This window comes from Paraburkholderia bonniea, from assembly GCF_009455625.1.
Lineage (GTDB): Bacteria > Pseudomonadota > Gammaproteobacteria > Burkholderiales > Burkholderiaceae > Paraburkholderia > Paraburkholderia bonniea.
In genome coordinates, this window is the sequence record NZ_QPEQ01000001.1 from 305,068 (window position 1) to 324,432 (window position 19,365).

Here is a 19,365-nt window from a genome sequence, read left to right on the forward strand (position 1 = left end):
GGTTTTACGCCAGGACGTGCCGCTGGTATAGATAAATATATTAGTAAATTCAGTGAATTTTATGTTGGTGATTTGATGGAGTTGTAATGCTTGTTGCAAATAAAGATGGCGTTTTAAACGTTTCAAAAAATAATCCGCCGGTAACTGAAAATTCTCCACTTATAAAAAAAGAAGGGCGTTCGTGGAGTATTGATTTTACGTTGTCAAAATCACAAAGAGCAGTTTTGGCTGGCGCTGGTTTAATGGCATTAGGTGTGACAGTGAATATCTGGTGTGCGTTTAAAACGCGGCAATGCTCGATGGTTGATCCGGATGAGCAGCGTGCATGTTTGAATCAGGCTGCGGCAGGTTCTTTTAAAATGGTTGGGGCGGTAGGGATGGTTTCGTTCATGGCGGGTTTTTGGCTTTTAGTGAAGCAAGGCTACGATCGCTATATGACAAGCGGTGATTTGAATAATTAACTCCGTAATGGCGGCGCTGGGTTTTTCAGCGGATGGATGTGTTTTTTAATTTTGAATATGTTTTGTTTTAGGTGGGCGGAGGGATTATGAGTGCTGTTGCTGGTAAAGATACCATTTTGATGCAGGATATTGAATTTAACGATGATAATTTGTTGATTAATTCTGGTATGACAGAAACCAGTTCATTGTTGACGGAAAGTGGCGAGCCAAAGGAGAGAAAGGTGGTTGCACCTGCAACTTTGGCAAGGGCCTGTTGCGTATTGATTCCGCTTTTTGCCATCACGGTAATTGGGATCTGCCTGGATGTTTACGCAGAGCGTGCGAAAATGGATTGCCAGGGGCTTGATGGCGAAAATGTGAAGGATTGCATGAATACGATTATGGGCGGCCATTTTATGGCGATCAAAGTGGCCGCTATTGGAATGGCAATCTCGGGGTGCATTCCATTAGCGCTTTGGTTCTTGAAGGGTTGTCTGGAGTCTTGCCTGCAGCAGGAAATTCAGAAAAAATTTTTCCTGCGTGGCAGCAATGTATAGCTAGAAGCGTAGGAGGATTATCTGATCTGTTGTAGCGGCACCGCGGGTGTTCATAAAATTTTGCGATGTGGAACGTTTTTTGGGAGCGGGTTACTTAGGATGAACGCTGCTGGTGCCGTATTGAAATGAATCAATGGAATACGTTGCTTTGGTGATTTAACTTCTTTGCAGAAGATTGTTTGTTTTTTTGGGCGGTGCCTGAGAGATTTAAATAATTAAAATTTTTAAAGGATAAGCGTGATTTCTAATAGAACAAATGCAGCGCGTGGTCAGGGAGATAATAAATTCGGGGTCGCTGGTCAGGGCAATAAAAATCAATATTCCCTGGATAAGCCGAAAGAAAATAAAGCCTCCCACCTGCCCATTGCAATAGGCCTTGGCGGCGTGGGCCTTGGTGTAACAACTTTAGCGATTGCTGTGGCGAGCAGGGTTTTTGCCAGTTCTAATGAGCCCGGCCAGAATCATAAAAATTCGGATGAATTTCAGCGTTACCGTTTAGAAATCACGGCCGTAGTTATCCTTCTCACAAGTACGATTTTTCTTATGCATCAATGTCTGCTGTGGTCTGGTGGTAATGCAGCGGGGCAGCAGAAAGATGGTGAATTGGCGCAGCCCAATATTGATAGCAATGGCGAAAATAGAGATTTTGGGATATTCGATGGGGAAATGTTAGATAGCGATTCGGAGGATGATTTGTTGAGTGAGTAGTATGGAAGTTCTTTTTAACGTAAAAAAATAAGCGGTATTGTTATATAAAACACGTGAAAATACTAAAATCGGCGTGATGGATTTCTGTTGCTTGTATGTTTTGGGATATTTAATTTCATGCTGGAAGCAGGTAATTATTGGCGTCGCAGGAAAGGAACGTTTTGTTGAGCGTTGTTACTTAAATGGCCTGGGTAGTGCGGTCTGTAGCAGATTGTGATGCTGTGAATGAAAATAGAGGGCGTAGTGCTGTCTGGATATGCTGCCGGGAAACGAGAAATTTTGTTGTTAAAAATATCATTATATTATTTAATAATCGGGAGATTTTTTCATGGTAAACAGAGTCGGCAGTCAACAAGGTGTACCTCAGGTTAAACCGAAAATCAGTCAGAATTCAACTGGGTGCTGGGGAGGTAAAAAGATTTCTCAAGGTTCTCCAGAGGGAACAGGTCGTGTGAGTGGTGCGGCTAAGATGAGTATTGGGGGGGTGGCTCTTTCCTTGCTATCCGCGACTGAAATGCTGATCGTCGGAGGATTGGAAGACAATTATAGAGCTTCTGGTACAGATAATATTTTAAGCGAACATCCAGTAGCCTTTTTCGAAGCTGGGATGGCAGGGTTGCTTGTCGGTATGGGGTTAGTAGTTGTAGGTGGTGTATGGACTGCATGTAGCAGTATCGCAAGGATGTTGAATATTGACGAAAAAACGCCGTTGATCATTAAGGATAAAGCTCCCAGTGGTAGCGGTGATGTTGTAAATTTAAGGGCTGGTGAGAAATCGGATGGAAAAAATATTTCAATCAATGAAAGTAATGTTTAAAACATCGTAATAAGCTGGGTCGCGTGCATATTCATACATAACGAATAGCGCGCGGCTTTTTGTATTGCAAGCGATATATTTTATAAAATGAATCTCGTTTTCTTTAGTAGGCGCGGAATTCACGGCTGATGGTGATGACGACTCCCGTATGCGCCATATTTGGTGAGACAGTAGTTGTCTGGCAAATTTAGCTTGCCAAGGGGTTCAAATAAAAAATATCAGGAGAGAAAATTGTGGTAGTGGGCAATGGAAGTGCAACTATAAGTGTAACGTTCTCTACAAATGCTAATGGAGAGCCGGGTGTCCGACTTCAGGATAATGAGCCCGGCGGAAACTTAATCGTCAATAATGAAGCAAGAAATGTTAGGCAAATGCGCAATCCGGGTAAGCCTAAAGCTGCAATGGTAATAATATCTTTTGGTGCATTTTTATTTATTTCCGGTATCGCTACCCTGATAGCAGACAAAATTTTAATTTCCAGGGCCGCTCCATGCACATCTGACGCTTCCTCGGCTTCTTCCGCATCATCTCTTTCGTGGAGCGAATCGAGTGAGGCTGATGATGCTGCATGTCTGAGTGCGCCTTTGAAATGGATGATGAATCTGGGTGGTGTGGGAATTGGTTTTGGGGTGTGTTCTATTTTTGGGGGGAGCATGGTTTTGGTTAAAAATTATCTCTCTGGGACAAGAGATTTAGAAAATATGCCGCTTGAACCTGAGGCCTGATTTTTATATTTCGATAAACAAACAATTTAAAAAAGCCGTAGGTGATTCATCTCGATGAATCACCTACGGCTTTTTTAACAGCGGGATACCCGCAATCGTGCTCGTGCCCGCTTTAGCGTCCAGCCGCTGCGCGCATTTTGCGTCCCTGTTCACGCACCTGTTCAAGCGTGGCCGCTGGCGTGCTCGCTTCCTGGGGCAGGCGAATCTCAATCAGCGCCGGGCGTTGAGCTGCGACTGCGCGCTCAAAGGCGGGCAGGAATTCAGCCGTATGCTCCACCGTTTCGCCATGCGCGCCAAACGAGCGGGCAAACGCGGCGAAGTCGGGATTAGTCAGTCCGGTGCCATGCACGCGCCCTGGATAATGCCGCTCCTGATGCATCCGGATGGTGCCAAAGTGGCCGTTGTTCACCACGATCAACAGCACCGCCAGGCCATATTGCATGGCCGTGGCGAGTTCCTGGCCCGCCATCATGAAGCAGCCGTCACCAGCCAGTGCCACCACCATCCGCTGGGGATGCTGGGCTTTCGCGGCGATGGCTGCGGGCACGCCGTAGCCCATCGCGCCGCTGGTTGGCGCGAGTTGGGAGCGGAAATGGCGATAGGAAAAATGCCGGTGCAGCCAGGTCGCGTAGTTGCCCGCGCCGTTGGTCACGATAGCGTCCAGTGGCAGCCGCGCGCGTAGCTGCTGGATGATCTCGCCAAGCTGGACCTCGCCCGGAATCGGTCGTGGCGTGCGCCACTCAAGATAGGCGCCATGGGCTTCGTCAGCGTGGCCTGCCCAGACGGGGGGCGTTGACGGACGGAGCGCGGCGAGACGCTCCGCGATCTCCGGCATGCCCGAGACAATCGGCAGGTCTGCGGCATAGACCCGTCCTAGTTCTTCCGCGCCCTGATGCACGTGCACCAGCGTTTGCTTCATCTTTGGAATGCCGAACAGCGTGTACCCCGCTGTGGTCGCTTCGCCGAGCCGCGGGCCGAGTGCCAGTAGCAGGTCAGCCTGGCCGATACGCTGTGCCAGCGCGGGATTGATGCCAACGCCAACGTCACCGGCGTAGTTCGGATGTTCGTTATCGAGCGTGTCCTGAAAGCGAAACGCGAGCCCCAGCGGCAACTGCCAGTGCTCGATGAAGCGTTGCAGGTTGGCGCTGGCCTCGGGTGTCCAGCCGCTGCCGCCCGCAATCACCATTGGCCGCTGAGCTTGTTCGAGAAGTTGTTGCAGCCGCTCGATCTGCGCGTTGGCTGGCGCGGCCGCGACGCGCTGGTAAGCCGGTGCGCCTGGCACGGCTGGGCATGGATCACTCAGCATGTCTTCCGGCAGCGATAGCACGACCGGGCCAGGCCGCCCGGAGGTCGCTGCGTGAAATGCATGGCTCAGATACTCGGGCACGCGGCGCGGATCGTCGATCTGCGCGACCCATTTCGCCATCTGGCCGAACATGCGGCGATAGTCGATCTCCTGGAAAGCCTCACGGTCGAGATGGTCGCGCGCGCATTGGCCGATGAGCAGAATCATCGGCGTCGAATCCTGAAACGCCGTATGTACGCCAATTGACGCGTGCGTCGCTCCCGGCCCACGTGTGACGAATGCGATGCCGGGGCGGCCGGTCAACTTGCCGGTGGCTTCCGCCATGTTGGCGGCCGCTGCTTCATGACGGCACACGATGGTCTGGATGCGCGCGGTCTCGTCATGCAACGCATCGAGCGCGGCAAGAAAGCTCTCGCCTGGCACGCAGAACACGCGTTCGACGCCATGCGTCAGCAGCGCATCGACAAGCAGTCGTGCGCCGGTGGTAGGGGTGGGAGTGCTAGTGCTAATGGAATCGTTGAGCTGCGGCATGGCGAAACGGTCTCCGTGAATAGCGATGTCGATGTGGGTTCCCGGACGGCTGGCTAGCGGGTGGTGCATGGTTGCGTGTGCTGCGCGTGTCATGGTCACATGGCCCATGGTGCGGCGGGTGTTTGAACGCCCGGACACACCTGGACATACCCGGACGTACCTGGCACGCGTCAGCGTTGCAACACGTCAGCACTCGACGATGTTTACCGCGAGCCCACCGCGCGAGGTTTCCTTGTACTTGGTTTTCATGTCCGCGCCGGTCTGGCGCATGGTCTTGATGACGGAATCGAGCGAGACGTAGTGGCTGCCGTCGCCGCGCAGCGCCATCCGTGCGGCGTTGACTGCTTTGACCGAGGCCATCGCGTTGCGCTCGATACAGGGGATCTGCACCATGCCGCCGACCGGATCGCAGGTCAGGCCGAGGTTGTGTTCCATGCCGATTTCAGCGGCGTTTTCGACTTGCTTCGGTGTGCCACCCATAACGGCGGCAAGTCCGCCTGCTGCCATGGAGCAGGCCACACCCACCTCGCCCTGACAACCCACCTCCGCACCGGAGATCGACGCGTTGAGCTTGTACAGAATGCCAATCGCGGCGGCGGTCATCAGGAAGTCGATCACGCCTTGTGAGGTCGCGCCTGGCATGAAGCGGGTGTAGTAATGCAGCACCGCCGGAATGATGCCGGCCGCGCCGTTGGTGGGCGCTGTCACGACCCGCCCGCCTGCGGCGTTTTCTTCATTGACGGCAATCGCATACAGGTTGATCCAGTCGATCATCGACAGCGGATCACGCAATGCGCCTTCCGGGTTGCCAAGCAGCGCGCGGTACAACTGCGGCGCGCGGCGCTTCACCTGAAACGGGCCCGGCAGCGTGCCATCGGCGTCGGGGTTGCCGATGCCGCAGCCACGCGCGACACACGATTGCATGACTTCCCAGATCTGCAGCAGCCCGCTGCGGGTTTCTTCTTCGCTATGCCAGACCCGCTCGTTTTCCCACATTAGTTGCGCGATGCTTTTGCCGGTTGAATGACACAGCGCCAGCAGTTCATCGCCGCTGCAAAACGGATGGGGCAGGTGATTCACCGCATCGAGCACCTTGGTATTGGGCGCACCTGCCGTCACGATAAAACCGCCGCCGACTGACAGATAAGTGGTGACACGCAGCGTCTCGCCCTGGGCGTCGAACGCGTGCAGCTTCATGCTGTTGGGATGATCGGCTAGCGCCTGGCGATAGAAGCCGATGTGCTCCTTGACGACGAAGGGCACCGGATGCATGCCCAGCAAGGACAGCTGACGTTGAGCCAGGATTGCTGCGAGCTTGGCATTGATGGTGTCCGGGTCGACGCTATCAGGTGCTTCGCCGAGCAGGCCGAGCATCACGCCACGATCCGTGCCATGGCCCTTGCCGGTGGCACCGAGCGAGCCGTACAGCCCCGCCTTGACACTGGCGGTGGCCGCGAGCAGCCCATCACGTTCGAGCCCCTGGACGAACATCAGCGCAGCACGCATCGGTCCGACCGTATGCGAGCTGGACGGGCCGATGCCGATTTTGAAAAGGTCGAACACACTGACTGCCATAACGGTTCCTGCAAAAAAGCAAAGGGAAATTAACGCGCGGTAAACGGCAGGCACACCGCGAGCCATGCAGGCGGCGCAGGTGCCAGACGCAGTGCGATGGGCGTGTAGCGCCCCTCTAACCGCGCGGCGAGATAAAACAGTTCAGTTGCATTTTTCGGCTCCCACGGCCCGGTGTAACCAGGCAAGCCGGCCTCACGGCGCTGGGTGTCCAGCGGCAGGGAGGAGTGGACGAATTCATCGTGGCTTTTCGTGCCGAGGGCATAGGGCGTGAGCCAGTTCAGCGCATCGGCCAACGATGCGCCGCTGGCGGTGCTCAGCGGCAGCCAGTTGCGGTTATGCCGCCGTGCCGCGAGCGCTGCCATGACTAGCGGTTGAAGATCGTAGGTGACATAGCGCAGCGAATCGCGTTCGGTGAAATCGACGGTGGCGCCATCCGGCGCGATGTTGTCGCCGATATGTTCAGTGAACAGGCGCTGCGCCGCATTAATCATCTTGCGGTTATCCAGCGTGAACGCTGCCATCGAGATCAGCTTGATGCGATGGCTTTGCCAGTTGTTGCGCCAGGTGCCGGTGAGCGGGCGTGGCTGCGCGTCGATTTGCGCGATATAGCCGCTGGCCAGCTTGCTGAGAAACGTCATTGCCGCATTGCGTGTTTTGACGGGCAATGCGCTTGCGGTCATGTCGTAGGCAAGGATCAGGCCATCGAAATGAGTTTCGTCGACAGGATTGAACGATGGCTGATACGTGGTGACCCAAGCGAACAGCAATCGGTCAACCAGTGCCAGATAGCGTTCGTCACTGGTCGCGCGCCATGCGAGCGCGGCATCGCGCAGCAAATCAAGGTCTTGTTCGGCCTCGACGCTCTGGTCATACATCCGCTCATGGGGCAGCAAGCCTTGCGTATGCAGCCGGGCCACGGCTCGTGGTGCGTCGTTGAGGTGCGCTTGCACGTTGCTGACGAGTGCTTTTACGCCGGGGTCAGCATTGGTGCGCTCGCTGGTTTGCAGCGCTGGAGCCGCGCAAAAATTCATCGCGGCTCCAGCCTGGGACGTGGCCAGCAGCAGCGCTGCGGCAGTGAGCGCCAGACCAGCCGGACGGGCCAGCGTGTTGCAGTAGCGCTGAATCAAGTTGAGTGAGGAGATTGGGATGGGGATCAGGGTTGGGCCTTGCATCATTCGCACCTTTCGCGCCATGCGCTGTTTCTCGGTTGGGCTGATTCGGTGTGAGATGTTAGCCGGTTGCATGGGCACCCTGCGCAACCCCGTGCCGCTCAATTTAGCGGCACGGGTGTGAGCGTGATGAAGACCTCAGGTGTAGTCCGCCATTGGCACGCAGGCACAGAAAAGATTGCGGTCGCCATACACGTTGTCGGCGCGGCCTACCGGCGGCCAGTATTTTCTGCCGACCAGTGCGGGCAGCGGATAGGCCGCTGTTTCTCGCCCATACGCATGCGTCCAGCTATCCGCCACGACGACTGCGGCGGTGTGCGGTGCGTGCTTGAGCGGATTGTCTTCACGGTCGGCTGTGCCTGCTTCAATCGCGCGGATCTCGTTGCGGATCGAGATCATGGCTTCGATAAAACGGTCCAGCTCTTCTTTCGATTCGGATTCGGTGGGCTCGACCATCAGCGTGCCAGGCACCGGGAAGCTCATCGTCGGCGCGTGAAAACCGTAATCCATCAAGCGCTTGGCGACGTCATCGACGCTAATACCGCTGCTTTCCTTGATCTGGCGCAAATCGAGAATGCACTCGTGCGCGACCAGCCCGCCTGGCCCTGCGTAGAGCACCGGATAGTGCGGCGCGAGTTGCTGCGCGACGTAGTTCGCATTGAGGATGGCGATCTCGGTGGCCGCGGTGAGATTTTTCGCGCCCATCATGGCGATGTACATCCACGAGATGGGCAGGATCGACGCTGAGCCATACGGCGCGGCTGACACTGCGCCAATGCCTTGCGGCGCGCGTTCATAGCCGCTCGATGCCTGGTTCGGCAGGAACTGCGCCAGATGCGGGCCGACTGCCACGGGGCCAACGCCTGGGCCGCCACCGCCGTGTGGAATACAAAAGGTTTTGTGCAGATTCAGATGCGATACATCGCCGCCGAATTGCCCTGGCGCGGTAAGCCCGACCATCGCGTTCATGTTTGCGCCATCGACGTACACCTGGCCGCCATGCGCATGCACTACGTCGCAAATCTCGCGCACGTTCTGTTCGAACACGCCGTGCGTCGATGGATACGTAATCATGATGGCCGCGAGCTGGCTGGCATGCTGTGCGGCTTTGGCCTTCAGGTCATCGAGATCGACGTTGCCATTGGCGTCGCACGCCACCACCACCACCTGCATCCCAGCCATTTGTGCCGAAGCTGGATTGGTGCCGTGCGCGGAGGCGGGAATCAGGCAGACGTTGCGATGGCCTTCGCCACGCGCCGCGTGATACGCATGAATGATGAGCAGGCCAGCATATTCGCCCTGCGAGCCCGCATTGGGCTGCAACGACACGGCGGCATAGCCGGTGGCTGCGACCAGCATCTGTTCAAGCTGGTCGATCATCGTGCGGTAGCCGAGGGTTTGCGCGGCGGGCGCAAACGGATGGATCTGGCCGAACTCAGGCCAGGTGACTGGCAACATCTCCGAGGTAGCGTTGAGCTTCATCGTGCACGAGCCGAGCGGAATCATCGAGCGGTCGAGCGCCAGATCTTTGTCGGAGAGGCTGCGCAGATAACGCAGCATGCCGGTTTCAGAGTGATGGCGATTGAATACCGGATGCGTCAGATACGCGCTGCTGCGCACCAGCGCAGCGGGGATGGCGTGGCTGCCGCCGTTCATGTTGCTGGCGTCGCTGGCGCTGAGCTGGGCGTCGAGCTCAGTGATGGAGGGCACCTCTGCTGCGCCCGCTGCCTGGGCGAATACCGCGAGCAATGCAGTGAGGTCCCCCCGTGTGGTGGTTTCGTCTAGCGACAGCCCAGCGCGCGTGCTGCTGATGCGGCGCAGGTTGATCCGGTGCGCCAGCGCGGCGGTGTGCAGCGCTTCGGTGCGCGCACCGGTTTCGAAGGTCAAGGTATCGAAGAAGGTTTCGTTGAGCAGCGCATAGCCCAGTTGTTTTGCCCCTGCTGCGAGCAACGCGGCCATGCGGTGGGTGCGTTGCGCGATGGTCTTGAGGCCGTTCGGGCCGTGATAGACCGCATACATGCTGGCCATGATCGCCAGCAGCGCTTGCGCGGTGCAGACATTCGACGTCGCCTTTTCGCGGCGGATATGTTGTTCGCGGGTTTGCAGCGCGAGGCGCAGTGCCGGGTTGCCTTGCGCATCGACCGTGACACCCACCAGCCGCCCTGGCATCTGGCGCTTGAATGCATCACGCACCGCCAGATACGCCGCGTGCGGGCCGCCAAAGCCCACCGGCACGCCGAAGCGCTGGGTGTTGCCCACAGCCACGTCTGCACCCCATTCGCCTGGCGGCGTGAGCAAGGTGAGGGCCAGCAAGTCGGCGGCCACCACTACGTGGCCACCTGCGGCATGGATTGCATCGGTCAGCGCACGGTAATCGCGCACGTCGCCAAACACCCCCGGGTATTGCAGCAGCACGCCAAACGCGTTGGCGCTGGCAGCAGCTTCAGCAGGGCCCGTGACGATCTCGATACCGACTGGGCGAGCGCGGGTTTGCAGCACTTCGAGGGTTTGCGGCAGCACGTCATCAGCGACGTAGAACACGTTCGATTTGGGCTGGCCGACACGCTGCAGCAGGGTCATCGCCTCAGCGGCAGCGGTGGCTTCGTCGAGCAGCGACGCATTGGAGATCGACAGGCCAGTCAGGTCAACGATCATCTGCTGAAAGTTCAGCAATGCTTCGAGCCGGCCTTGTGAGATTTCTGGCTGGTAGGGCGTGTATGCGGTGTACCAGGCGGGGTTTTCGAGCACATTGCGCAAGATCACCGCAGGCGTGTGCGCGTTGTAATAACCCTGGCCGATGTAGGAGCGGAACACCTGGTTCTGGTCCGCCAGTTCGCGCAGCGCCGCGAGCGCTTCGGCTTCGCTTTTAGGCTGGGCAAAGGGCCCAAGCGGCAATGCTTCGTGGCGGCGAATGGCCTGGGGAATCACAGCGTCGATCAGCGCGGCGCGCGAGGCGAAGCCGAGTGTGTCGAGCATGGCTTGCTGGCCGGTGGCGTCCGGGCCAATGTGGCGCTCCGCGAAGGCGTCATGCACTTCGAGCGTGGCCAGGGAGACAGGCGTGCGATTCATCAGTTGATCCGGGTGTTCGAGCTTCATGATGTGTTCCTGGCGGTGCGGCGCGCGTCAAATCAGGCAGGCCTGGCAGACCTGGGAGGTATGGTTTGACGCGCGCCGCACCTGTCGGTTGAAACGGGCGCGGGGGTGACAGCGCGTTACGCGCCGATAGCCTTGGTGTACGCCGCAGCGTCAATCAGGCGTTCAAGCGAGGCCCCAGCGGCAGGCTTGATCTTGAACAGCCAGCTTTCGTAAGGCGTGTTATTCACGCTGTCAGGCGTTTCGGTTACTGCGTTATTGGCTTCGATGATTTCGCCCGACACTGGCGCGTAGATATCGGAGGCAGCTTTGACCGACTCGATCACCGCAACGGTATCGCCCGCTGTCACGGTTTTGCCCAGGGCTTGCACTTCAAGAAAGACGATATCGCCCAGCGCTTCCTGCGCGTGATCGGTGATGCCGATGGTCAGCGTGCCATCGGCTTCGGTGCGAACCCATTCGTGGGACTCGGTGTATTTCAGATCGGCCGGAATGCTCATGTGATGCTCCTGTGCAAAGTAATGGGGAGGGGAATGCGGCACGGCGTGTCAGCGTGATGTGGATGCATGACGCGAGCCCGGACGCGCATCAGGCGCGCGCTGAGTCAGGTGGCGAGCACCTTGCCGTGGCGCACGAACGGCAGTTTAACTACGCGCGCAGGCAGTGCCTTGTCGCGGATCTGCACCTGGATTAAGTCGCCGGGCTGAACTTGTTTTGGCACGCGAGCGAACGCGATGGATTCCTGCATCGTTGGCGAGAATGTGCCGCTGGTGATTTCGCCAGCGCCGTGGGGCGTCAGCACTTTTTGATGCGCTCGCAGCACGCCAGCCGCTTTACCGTTTTCCTTTTGCAGAATCAGACCGACAAAGGCGGCGCGGCTGCCATCCGCTTCCAGCCGCTCACGGCCCACGAAGTGGCGCGGCGTGGTGAGATCGACGGTCCATGCGAGGCCCGCATCGAGTGGCGACACGCTGTCGTCCATATCCTGGCCGTAGAGATTCATGCCCGCCTCAAGCCGCAACGTATCGCGCGCGCCAAGGCCCGCTGGCCGCACGCCCTCAACGTGCAGCGCCTGCCATAACGCAACCACTTGAGTGGCCGGGACGATGATTTCGAAACCGTCCTCGCCGGTGTATCCGGTGCGCGCGAGCGTGAGTTCGCCAAACGCTGCGCTGTTGACGCGCGCGGCATAAAAGGGCTTGAGGGGTTCGGTGGCGGTGCGGGCATCAGGAATGGCCTGCCAGACTTTGTCGCGGGCGTTGGGGCCCTGAACCGCGAGGATCGCGTAATCGCGGCGCGGCGTGATGGTCAGCTCGAAGCCGCCATCCGCATTCAGATGATTAAACCAGGCGAGGTCTTTTTCAGCGGTGCCCGCATTGACCACCAGGCGGAAGTGATCTTCGCCGAAGTAATACACGATCAGATCGTCGATTACCCCGCCTTCAGGATTGAGCAGACATGAATACAGCGCCCGTCCTGGTGTTTGCAGCTTGGCGACGTGATTGGCCAGTGCGTAATCGAAGAACGCGCGCACCCGGGTGCCAGTGAAATCGACCACACACATGTGCGAGACGTCGAACATGCCTGCATCGGTGCGCACAGCGCGATGCTCGTCAATTTGCGAGCCGTAATTGACCGGCATGTCCCAGCCGCCAAAATCGACCATGCGCGCGTTGAGCGCGCGATGCGTGGCATGCAGCGGGGTGTGTTTGAGTTCAGTCATCGGGGCCTCAGGGGTGACGCGTAACAGGGAAGACCATGCATGGCGCGATCACACGGCGCGTGGCCGGGCAAGCAGGGCGTGGCATGGGCCCCTCTGTCCTCGATACCTGAGAGATTGCGCTGACCGCGATGCGGTAAAACGCGCGCCCCTTCGGTGGGCAGCCTGCCGGGAAAACCGATGGCTACTGCCGCTCTCCAGAGTGCGAAAAACCGGGACTGATGTAACCGGATGAACGGGTGACCAGAGGGATTTTCGACGCGGCCGGTCCTTTTGCCTGAGAGTTTTTGGGTGTGCCCCTTCGGCGGTGTGGCCCATAAAAATGACTGCGGCCAGCACGCTCTCCCGACGCGTGCGGCGAATGTACGCCAGCCCAAAAGGCTTGTCAAATGGTGCTTTCACGGCAATCAGGTCAATCTTGAAAATGCCTTGGGCAAGGTGCAAAAGCGCTTCAGCGCGAGCGTTGCCAAGCGCTTGAAGTGGCCTTTCAGCCGTTCAGATGAGTGGCATGACTGGAGTCGCTTGTTTTAAATCCGCTTGCTTTAAACCAGCCGTTCGAACGGCAGACGTCTGCCTTCGTTTTCGCTGCGCTGGGCTAGCTCAATCAGGCTCATCACATCGACCGCATCACGCGCGCTGATTGGGAACGGCGCACCGTCCTGAAGCGTCGCCGCGAGCGCGCGATAAAACGTGACGTAGGCACCAGGATGAGTCGGCCACTCACGCTCGACCTCGGTTTCCGCGCCAGGCTTGCCTTCGAGCACCCGCAGGCGTCCCGCCAGATTGCCCTCGCCAAACCCTGGCAGCCCTGGATGCAGGCCCACTTTCAGTTGATCTTCCTGCGTATCCAGGCCGTACTTGAGATAGCTGCCACGCGTGCCATGCAGCGTGAAGCGCGGTGCGAGCAACGCGGTTAACGCGCTGGCATGCAACAGCACCTCGAAGTCCGGATAACCCAGTTGCAGATGGAGATAATCCGGCGCTTGCGCATGATCGCGCCAAGCTTTGACCGATGCACTGAGCGTCGCAGGCGGGCCGAATAGCGCTAGCGCCTGGTCCAGCAGATGCGGCCCCAGATCAAACAGCAGACCACCACCCCGCGAAGCCTCTTCACGCCAGCGCGGCCTGATTAATGGGCGGAACCGGTCGAAATGCGATTCGAAATGCGTCAGCCGCCCCAGCACGCCACTGGCCAGCACGTCCTGCACCGTCAGGAAATCGCCATCCCAGCGCCGGTTGTGAAATGGCGCGAAGAGCAGCCCACGCTGCTGCGCCAGCGTGGCAAGCGCCAGCGCCTCAGCCGCGCTTAGCGTGACGGGTTTGTCGACCACCACATGCTTGCCCGCTTCGAGCACCTGCCGAGCCAGCGCGAAATGCGTGTCGTTGGGCGTAGCGAGCACCACGCAGTCGATTTCATCGCGTGCCAGCAGCGCCTCCAGATCAGGCACGATCGCCGCCTGCGGATAAGCCGCGCGGGCACGTTCCGGTTGACCCGTAGCGATAGCCGTCAACGTGGTGCGGCCACTGTGCGCCAGCACCGGCGCATGAAATGTCGCCCCAGCAAATCCATAGCCCAGCAGCCCTGCTTTGAGCGGTGACGACATGCGCTTTCTCCCGTTGAATGGCGTTGACCAAATTGATTTCGTTGAGAAAAACTGCCGCGCCAGGGGACGCCGAGCGAGGCGCGCCATTGTGTCACGCAGCCCGCCGCCACGGGCGGAGAAAGGCGATTGAACCCTGTTTGCATGAGGCCAGAATGCCCCGTTATCCGTGTTAACATCGCCCGCTGCGCGCTGGTCAGCGCGGTGTTTTTTGTGCTGCCGGTGCTGTTTTAGAGCGGCTTCGCTGGCATAGCGCGAGCCGCTGGTCCGCTCAGTTTTAGTTTTAGTTTCAGATGCGGCACCGATCCGGCGCTTCAGCCGGACCAGGCGGTAACGCACCCACCCGTCGCCACTCCATTCCCTCATTACTTCCGAATCAAGACAAACGATGTCCGCAGGCCTGAATGCCGCTCAAAACGAAGCGGTGCGTTATCTCGATGGCCCATGCCTGGTATTAGCCGGCGCTGGCAGCGGCAAGACCCGCGTGATTACGCAAAAGATCGCGCACTTGATTGAAGCGCGCGGTTTCGAGCCTCGTCACATTGCCGCCGTGACCTTCACCAACAAGGCCGCCGCAGAAATGCGCGAACGCATCGGCAAGCTGCTCGAAGGCAAAACCCTGACCACACCCGGTAAGGAAGGCCGCAAGGTGCCCGTGAATCAGCTGACGGTGTGCACCTTCCACTCACTCGGCGTGCAGATTTTGCGTCAGGAAGCCGAACATCTCAGCCTTAAGCCACAGTTCTCGATCATGGATTCCGACGACTGCTTCGGCATGATCCAGGAGCAGATCGGCACCACCGACAAAGGCCTGATCCGCAAGATCCAGTCGATCATTTCGCTGTGGAAAAACGGCCTCGTGCTGCCCGACGAAGCGATGAAAATCGCGGCTAACGAAGACGAACACCAGGCCGCAATCGTCTATCGCAACTACGTGGCGACCCTGCATGCGTACCAGGCGGTGGATTTCGACGACCTGATCCGGCTGCCCGCTGAACTCTTCGCGCAAAACGAAGCCGTGCGCGAACGCTGGCAAAACCGGCTGCGCTACCTGCTGATCGACGAGTACCAGGACACCAATACCTGCCAGTACGAATTGCTCAAGCTACTGGCCGGACCCCGCGCAGCCTTTACCGCCGTAGGCGACGACGACCAGGCGATCTACGGCTGGCGCGGCGCGACGCTAGAAAACCTCGCCCAGCTAGGCAAAGATTTTCCGAAGCTGCACATCGTTAAACTCGAACAGAACTATCGTTCGACGGTGCGCATCCTCAGCGCCGCGAACAACGTGATTGCGAACAACCCCAAGCTCTTCGAAAAGAAACTCTGGTCCGAACACGGCATGGGCGACAGCATCACCGTCACCCCCTGCAACGACGAAGAACACGAAGCCGAATCCGTCGTGTTCCGCCTCTCCGCCCACAAGTTCGAGCGACGCGCCCAGTTCCGCGATTACGCGATTCTTTACCGCGGCAATTTTCAGGCCCGCATCTTTGAACAAGTGCTGCGCCGCGAGCGCATTCCTTATGTGCTGTCCGGCGGCCAATCGTTTTTCGACCGTGCGGAGATCAAGGACATCTGCGCGTATTTGCGGCTGATAGCGAACGCCGACGACGACCCCGCCTTTATCCGCGCGATCACCACGCCACGCCGGGGCATTGGCAATACCACACTTGAAGCACTTGGCTCGTTCGCTGGCCAGGCAAAGGTTTCGCTGTTTGAAGCGGTGTATATGGGCGGCATTGAAGCCCGGCTTTCTGCACGCCAGGTTGAGCCACTGCGCATCTTTTGCGACTTCATGCAGCGCCTGACCGAGCGCGCCGACAAAGACGCCGCGACCACCGTGCTGAACGACCTGATGGACGCGATTCATTACGAGGCATATCTCTACGACGCCTTTGACGAACGCCAGGCGCAGTCGAAATGGCAAAACGTGCTGGAGTTTCTGGAGTGGCTCAAACGCAAAGGGACTAAACCCGAGGCAGCGCTATCCGATGCCGAAGAAGGCAATGAAGCGACCGGCTTTGACAATGCCGACGGCCTGGCGGACACCGGCAAGAACCTGCTCGGACTGATTCAGACCGTGGCGCTGATGTCGATGCTCGAAGGTAAGGAAGAAGATCCCGACGCCGTCAGGCTTTCGACCGTGCACGCATCGAAAGGGCTCGAATATCCGCACGTGTTTTTAGTGGGTATTGAAGAAGGGATCATGCCGCACCGTGGCGGCTCGGATGACGCCCCCGTTGATGACGCACGCATCGAAGAAGAACGGCGGCTGATGTATGTCGCCATTACACGGGCGCAGCGCAGCTTGCATGTGAACTGGTGCAAGAAACGCAAACGGGCGCGCGAGACCGTCGTGTGCGAGCCGTCCCGGTTTATTCCCGAGATGGGTCTGGATGACGCACCACCCCCCACCGCTGATGAAGCACCGATGTCGCCCAAAGACCGGTTAGCCAGTTTGAAGGCGTTGTTGCAGAAGCCTTGAGTGGCCGATAAAGACGGTATTAGCCGCGCATTGGAAAACAGCAATGCGGTGCGCGGTGTTGTTTGATGGGTTTTCTTTCCTCCTTTCCTCCTCCTTCTCTCCCTCCTGGTAAGACGCTTGCCGGTATTAAAACGCTTTTGTTTTGATATCGGCGAGGTCGTTGCGCATTGCTTTTTTTAGGCTGTATGCATTATGTGAATGGTGTTTTGTTTGTGGAGTAATTTTTATGCGGGTGTATATCGGGATGGGTGTTTTGAATATGATTGCGCGGTAAGGGTTTGGGGGGTGTTGTTTTTGGTGGGGGGTGTTTTTTGGATGTTTTCTATGATGGCGAAATAGAAGGTCATGTTGGGAATATTTTCCGGTGGAGTTTATTTTATAAATTTACTGGCTTCGCTGGATTTATTTTGGTGTTTGATTGTTGCGTAAGGAAATATCTGTGGCGACGTTAAGTGACTTCGCCGCGTGTAGGGTTTTTGCATGCGTCAAATAGATGTGCTTCGGATGATAGAGTAATTTTCTGGGTGGCTTGGTCTTTGGTGACTGGAAAATCTTCTTGTTGGGTGTAAGTATTTCCATGTTCTGGTGAGGTGTTTTGTGAAATTCAGTGAGCTAATGAAAATAAGGGAGAAGCCCCTCGAGTTTTATCGAGAGATGTTTTTGAAAGTGGGCTGGTTCTCATTGTTTTTAATTATTGTGGCCGCATTATTTTTCCCTGATGAAATTCCGGGTGGCAGTTTGGCGAGCTGGCTATCGGAAATGGGATTGATGTTTCCCCGAATTGAAGAATATTCAAGACGAACATCATTTCCATTTGCGTTGCTTGTTAGCTATGGCGCTGCATTTTGGCTTGGGTGGGGAGGAGGTTTTTTAATTTATCTGACTAGTACGATTAATCCGGTAATGAAAGAGAGGGCTACTAAATTTGATTCGAGAGCGAGGTGGTCAGGGATTGTTTTGACTGTGATATTGGCAGGATTTTTTTTGGACAAGGATGATGTAAATAAATCGATTTATTGGTTGTTTGGGTTGACGACGAAGTCAAGAATTTGTTTGGCGCTGATATCAGGAGGGTGGTTGTATGTTAATTTGATAGCGTCGGTTATGTTTTTTTATGCAATCGAATATTATGCAAGGAGATGCATATGGCAACGATAACAGATGAGGCGTTTTTGACGGGGGATACGAATAATCGCACTCCAGTTTTAGTTTCTGATAGTGATATTAGGGCGGCTATTGAATTTCTGCGGAATGATACCGTGGGTACGATATGGGACTCTGTTAGTGGTGGGGCGGATGAAGTTCTATTGCGAGTGACCCGGGGGGAGATAGTCGCAAAAATGGAATATGACGCTCTTGGGCAAAAAATGGCATCTGCCATGGAGAAATATCAGCAGAGGATTGTTGTAATAGCGAATCAGGCCAAATCGGAGAAGGTCCGGACAATACTCCGGTATACAGCGGAATCAATGCGTGAAGGGATTGCGAGACTGAATAGTGGGGGTAGTGGAGCGTATGCGAAGCATGCCGAATCGGTAATTTCGCTGACACGTGCAGCTGCGGCCCGTGCGGCATTAGGTTGAGCGAGTCAGTTGGTCAACTAGTTGAGCAGGGCGAACTGCTGGCACTAGACCAGCCAGGCATCGTCGAAATCCGCTTAAGCAAGGACAGCACCATCCGCACGCTGGAAAACGGCAACATGGTGCGCGGCAAAGGCAGCTTCATACAGATCGTAGATGGCAAACATACCGAACGAGAAATGCTCGAAGTATGGTTTGGCCAGGACACGCTGCATCAAAAATTCGACACGACGATTGCGTTACGCGACGATGTGACTGCGTTACCAGACATCAACGGGGCGGGCAATGTGCGCGACCTGTGGCAGGCGGCGAGTATGGAGACGGCTGAGGGTTCTGGATGCGGGTTAGTACCGGCTGCAGACTGAAGCCGCTTCATCCGATTGAACAAGCCGTTTGACGGGGTGAGAAACAAGCAGCGCACGATGCGCGGCGGATGTCTCGACGGACTGCCCGGGCAAGACATAAGCTGGAATCAAACTCTGCCTGTTTTGCTAAAAGCGATAGTCGTTGCGCCAGAGGTTTGTATGCAAAATGCATAATTCAAATGTTATTACGCCGATAAGATAATTCTTATGCTTAAAATATTGAGATGTATTTTTTAAATAAAATCATAGAGATAAAGATATCAGACGATTTTTGAAAAATTCGCCAATTGTAAAATTGTGTCAATAACGAATTTAATTGTTTGGATGGTGAATTTTTCGTGTAAGAATTACGATTCTTGAGGGGCGGAGGGAGTAGGCAAGGATTGAGATTTGTTGTTCACTCAAAAGCGCAATTTGTGTCGGCTATAAGATTTGTTGTGGCTAAAGGAAAAATATTCCTCCTGGAGATTTTTGGGGGATGTGGAGAAATTTGACTCTGTATTTGGAGGGGATGTGGATCAACATAAAATATATTGGGTAATAAAGCCGGTTTTTCGCATCGAATTTGCACGGAATATTTTTAATATAAAATCGGCCTAGTTGATTATTGTCGCTACCGCATCTCCTGCTAACATAAGTGATGGCGATAGCTCAGCTAATAGAGCATGTCGATTTTTTAGATCTATTCCG

The 19,365-nt window shown here is 56.3% G+C and carries 16 protein-coding genes and 2 riboswitches; of the genes, 9 read left to right on the plus strand and 7 right to left on the minus strand.

The window, feature by feature from the left end; translation table 11 throughout:
* Nucleotides 1–86: 86 nt before the first annotated feature.
* From GH656_RS01325 to GH656_RS01345, 5 genes are all read left to right on the plus strand, one after another.
* Nucleotides 87–461 (plus strand): hypothetical protein, encoded by a 375-nt coding sequence (locus GH656_RS01325; RefSeq protein WP_153074236.1) that lies wholly within the window; start codon nucleotides 87–89, stop codon nucleotides 459–461.
* 86 nt (nucleotides 462–547) lie between these two features.
* Complete coding sequence (locus tag GH656_RS01330) at nucleotides 548–997, plus strand: hypothetical protein (RefSeq protein ID WP_153074237.1); 450 nt, start codon at nucleotides 548–550, stop codon at nucleotides 995–997.
* Nucleotides 998–1,234: 237 nt separating this feature from the next.
* The gene (locus GH656_RS01335; RefSeq protein ID WP_153074238.1) at nucleotides 1,235–1,705 is read left to right on the plus strand and encodes a hypothetical protein; all 471 of its coding nucleotides are present in this window, start codon (nucleotides 1,235–1,237) and stop codon (nucleotides 1,703–1,705) included.
* Nucleotides 1,706–2,033: 328 nt separating this feature from the next.
* Nucleotides 2,034–2,522, plus strand: a complete 489-nt coding sequence (locus GH656_RS01340) for a hypothetical protein (protein WP_153074239.1) — start codon at nucleotides 2,034–2,036, stop codon at nucleotides 2,520–2,522.
* A gap of 233 nt (nucleotides 2,523–2,755) precedes the next feature.
* Complete coding sequence (locus tag GH656_RS01345; RefSeq protein WP_153074240.1) at nucleotides 2,756–3,247, plus strand: hypothetical protein; 492 nt, start codon at nucleotides 2,756–2,758, stop codon at nucleotides 3,245–3,247.
* Nucleotides 3,248–3,359: 112 nt separating this feature from the next.
* On the opposite strand, the gene GH656_RS01350 is transcribed toward GH656_RS01345, so the two are convergent.
* The 7 genes from GH656_RS01350 to GH656_RS01380 form a co-directional block, all read right to left on the minus strand.
* Nucleotides 3,360–5,084 (minus strand): thiamine pyrophosphate-binding protein, encoded by a 1,725-nt coding sequence (locus tag GH656_RS01350; protein WP_153076507.1) that lies wholly within the window; start codon nucleotides 5,082–5,084, stop codon nucleotides 3,360–3,362.
* Between the two features lie 186 nt (nucleotides 5,085–5,270).
* Complete coding sequence (locus tag GH656_RS01355) at nucleotides 5,271–6,659, minus strand: L-serine ammonia-lyase (protein ID WP_153074241.1); 1,389 nt, start codon at nucleotides 6,657–6,659, stop codon at nucleotides 5,271–5,273.
* A gap of 29 nt (nucleotides 6,660–6,688) precedes the next feature.
* The gene (locus tag GH656_RS01360) at nucleotides 6,689–7,690 is read right to left on the minus strand and encodes an alginate lyase family protein (RefSeq protein WP_425495870.1); all 1,002 of its coding nucleotides are present in this window, start codon (nucleotides 7,688–7,690) and stop codon (nucleotides 6,689–6,691) included.
* A gap of 276 nt (nucleotides 7,691–7,966) precedes the next feature.
* The gene (gene gcvP, locus GH656_RS01365) at nucleotides 7,967–10,924 is read right to left on the minus strand and encodes an aminomethyl-transferring glycine dehydrogenase (RefSeq protein ID WP_153074243.1); all 2,958 of its coding nucleotides are present in this window, start codon (nucleotides 10,922–10,924) and stop codon (nucleotides 7,967–7,969) included.
* A gap of 116 nt (nucleotides 10,925–11,040) precedes the next feature.
* Nucleotides 11,041–11,421, minus strand: coding sequence for a glycine cleavage system protein GcvH (gene gcvH, locus GH656_RS01370; protein WP_153074244.1), 381 nt, complete (start codon nucleotides 11,419–11,421; stop codon nucleotides 11,041–11,043).
* Between the two features lie 104 nt (nucleotides 11,422–11,525).
* On the minus strand, nucleotides 11,526–12,644 hold the full coding sequence (gcvT, locus tag GH656_RS01375) for a glycine cleavage system aminomethyltransferase GcvT (protein ID WP_153074245.1): 1,119 nt from the start codon (nucleotides 12,642–12,644) through the stop codon (nucleotides 11,526–11,528).
* A gap of 83 nt (nucleotides 12,645–12,727) precedes the next feature.
* Nucleotides 12,728–12,852: riboswitch (glycine riboswitch) on the minus strand.
* 44 nt (nucleotides 12,853–12,896) lie between these two features.
* A riboswitch (glycine riboswitch) is annotated at nucleotides 12,897–12,999 on the minus strand.
* A 184-nt stretch (nucleotides 13,000–13,183) separates the two neighbouring features.
* On the minus strand, nucleotides 13,184–14,245 hold the full coding sequence (locus GH656_RS01380) for an oxidoreductase (RefSeq protein WP_153074246.1): 1,062 nt from the start codon (nucleotides 14,243–14,245) through the stop codon (nucleotides 13,184–13,186).
* A gap of 385 nt (nucleotides 14,246–14,630) precedes the next feature.
* On the opposite strand from GH656_RS01380, the gene GH656_RS01385 reads away from it, so the two are divergent.
* The 4 genes from GH656_RS01385 to GH656_RS01400 all read left to right on the plus strand — a co-directional run bounded on the left by GH656_RS01385 (nucleotide 14,631) and on the right by GH656_RS01400 (nucleotide 18,675).
* Nucleotides 14,631–16,730 (plus strand): UvrD-helicase domain-containing protein, encoded by a 2,100-nt coding sequence (locus GH656_RS01385; RefSeq protein ID WP_153074247.1) that lies wholly within the window; start codon nucleotides 14,631–14,633, stop codon nucleotides 16,728–16,730.
* Nucleotides 16,731–17,327: 597 nt separating this feature from the next.
* Nucleotides 17,328–17,888, plus strand: coding sequence for a hypothetical protein (locus GH656_RS01390; RefSeq protein WP_153074248.1), 561 nt, complete (start codon nucleotides 17,328–17,330; stop codon nucleotides 17,886–17,888).
* Complete coding sequence (locus GH656_RS01395) at nucleotides 17,876–18,313, plus strand: hypothetical protein (RefSeq protein WP_153074249.1); 438 nt, start codon at nucleotides 17,876–17,878, stop codon at nucleotides 18,311–18,313. The genes GH656_RS01390 and GH656_RS01395 overlap by 13 nt, the downstream gene beginning before the upstream one ends.
* Complete coding sequence (locus GH656_RS01400) at nucleotides 18,310–18,675, plus strand: hypothetical protein (RefSeq protein ID WP_153074250.1); 366 nt, start codon at nucleotides 18,310–18,312, stop codon at nucleotides 18,673–18,675. Before GH656_RS01395 ends, GH656_RS01400 begins: the two co-directional genes overlap by 4 nt.
* Nucleotides 18,676–19,365: the final 690 nt, after the last annotated feature.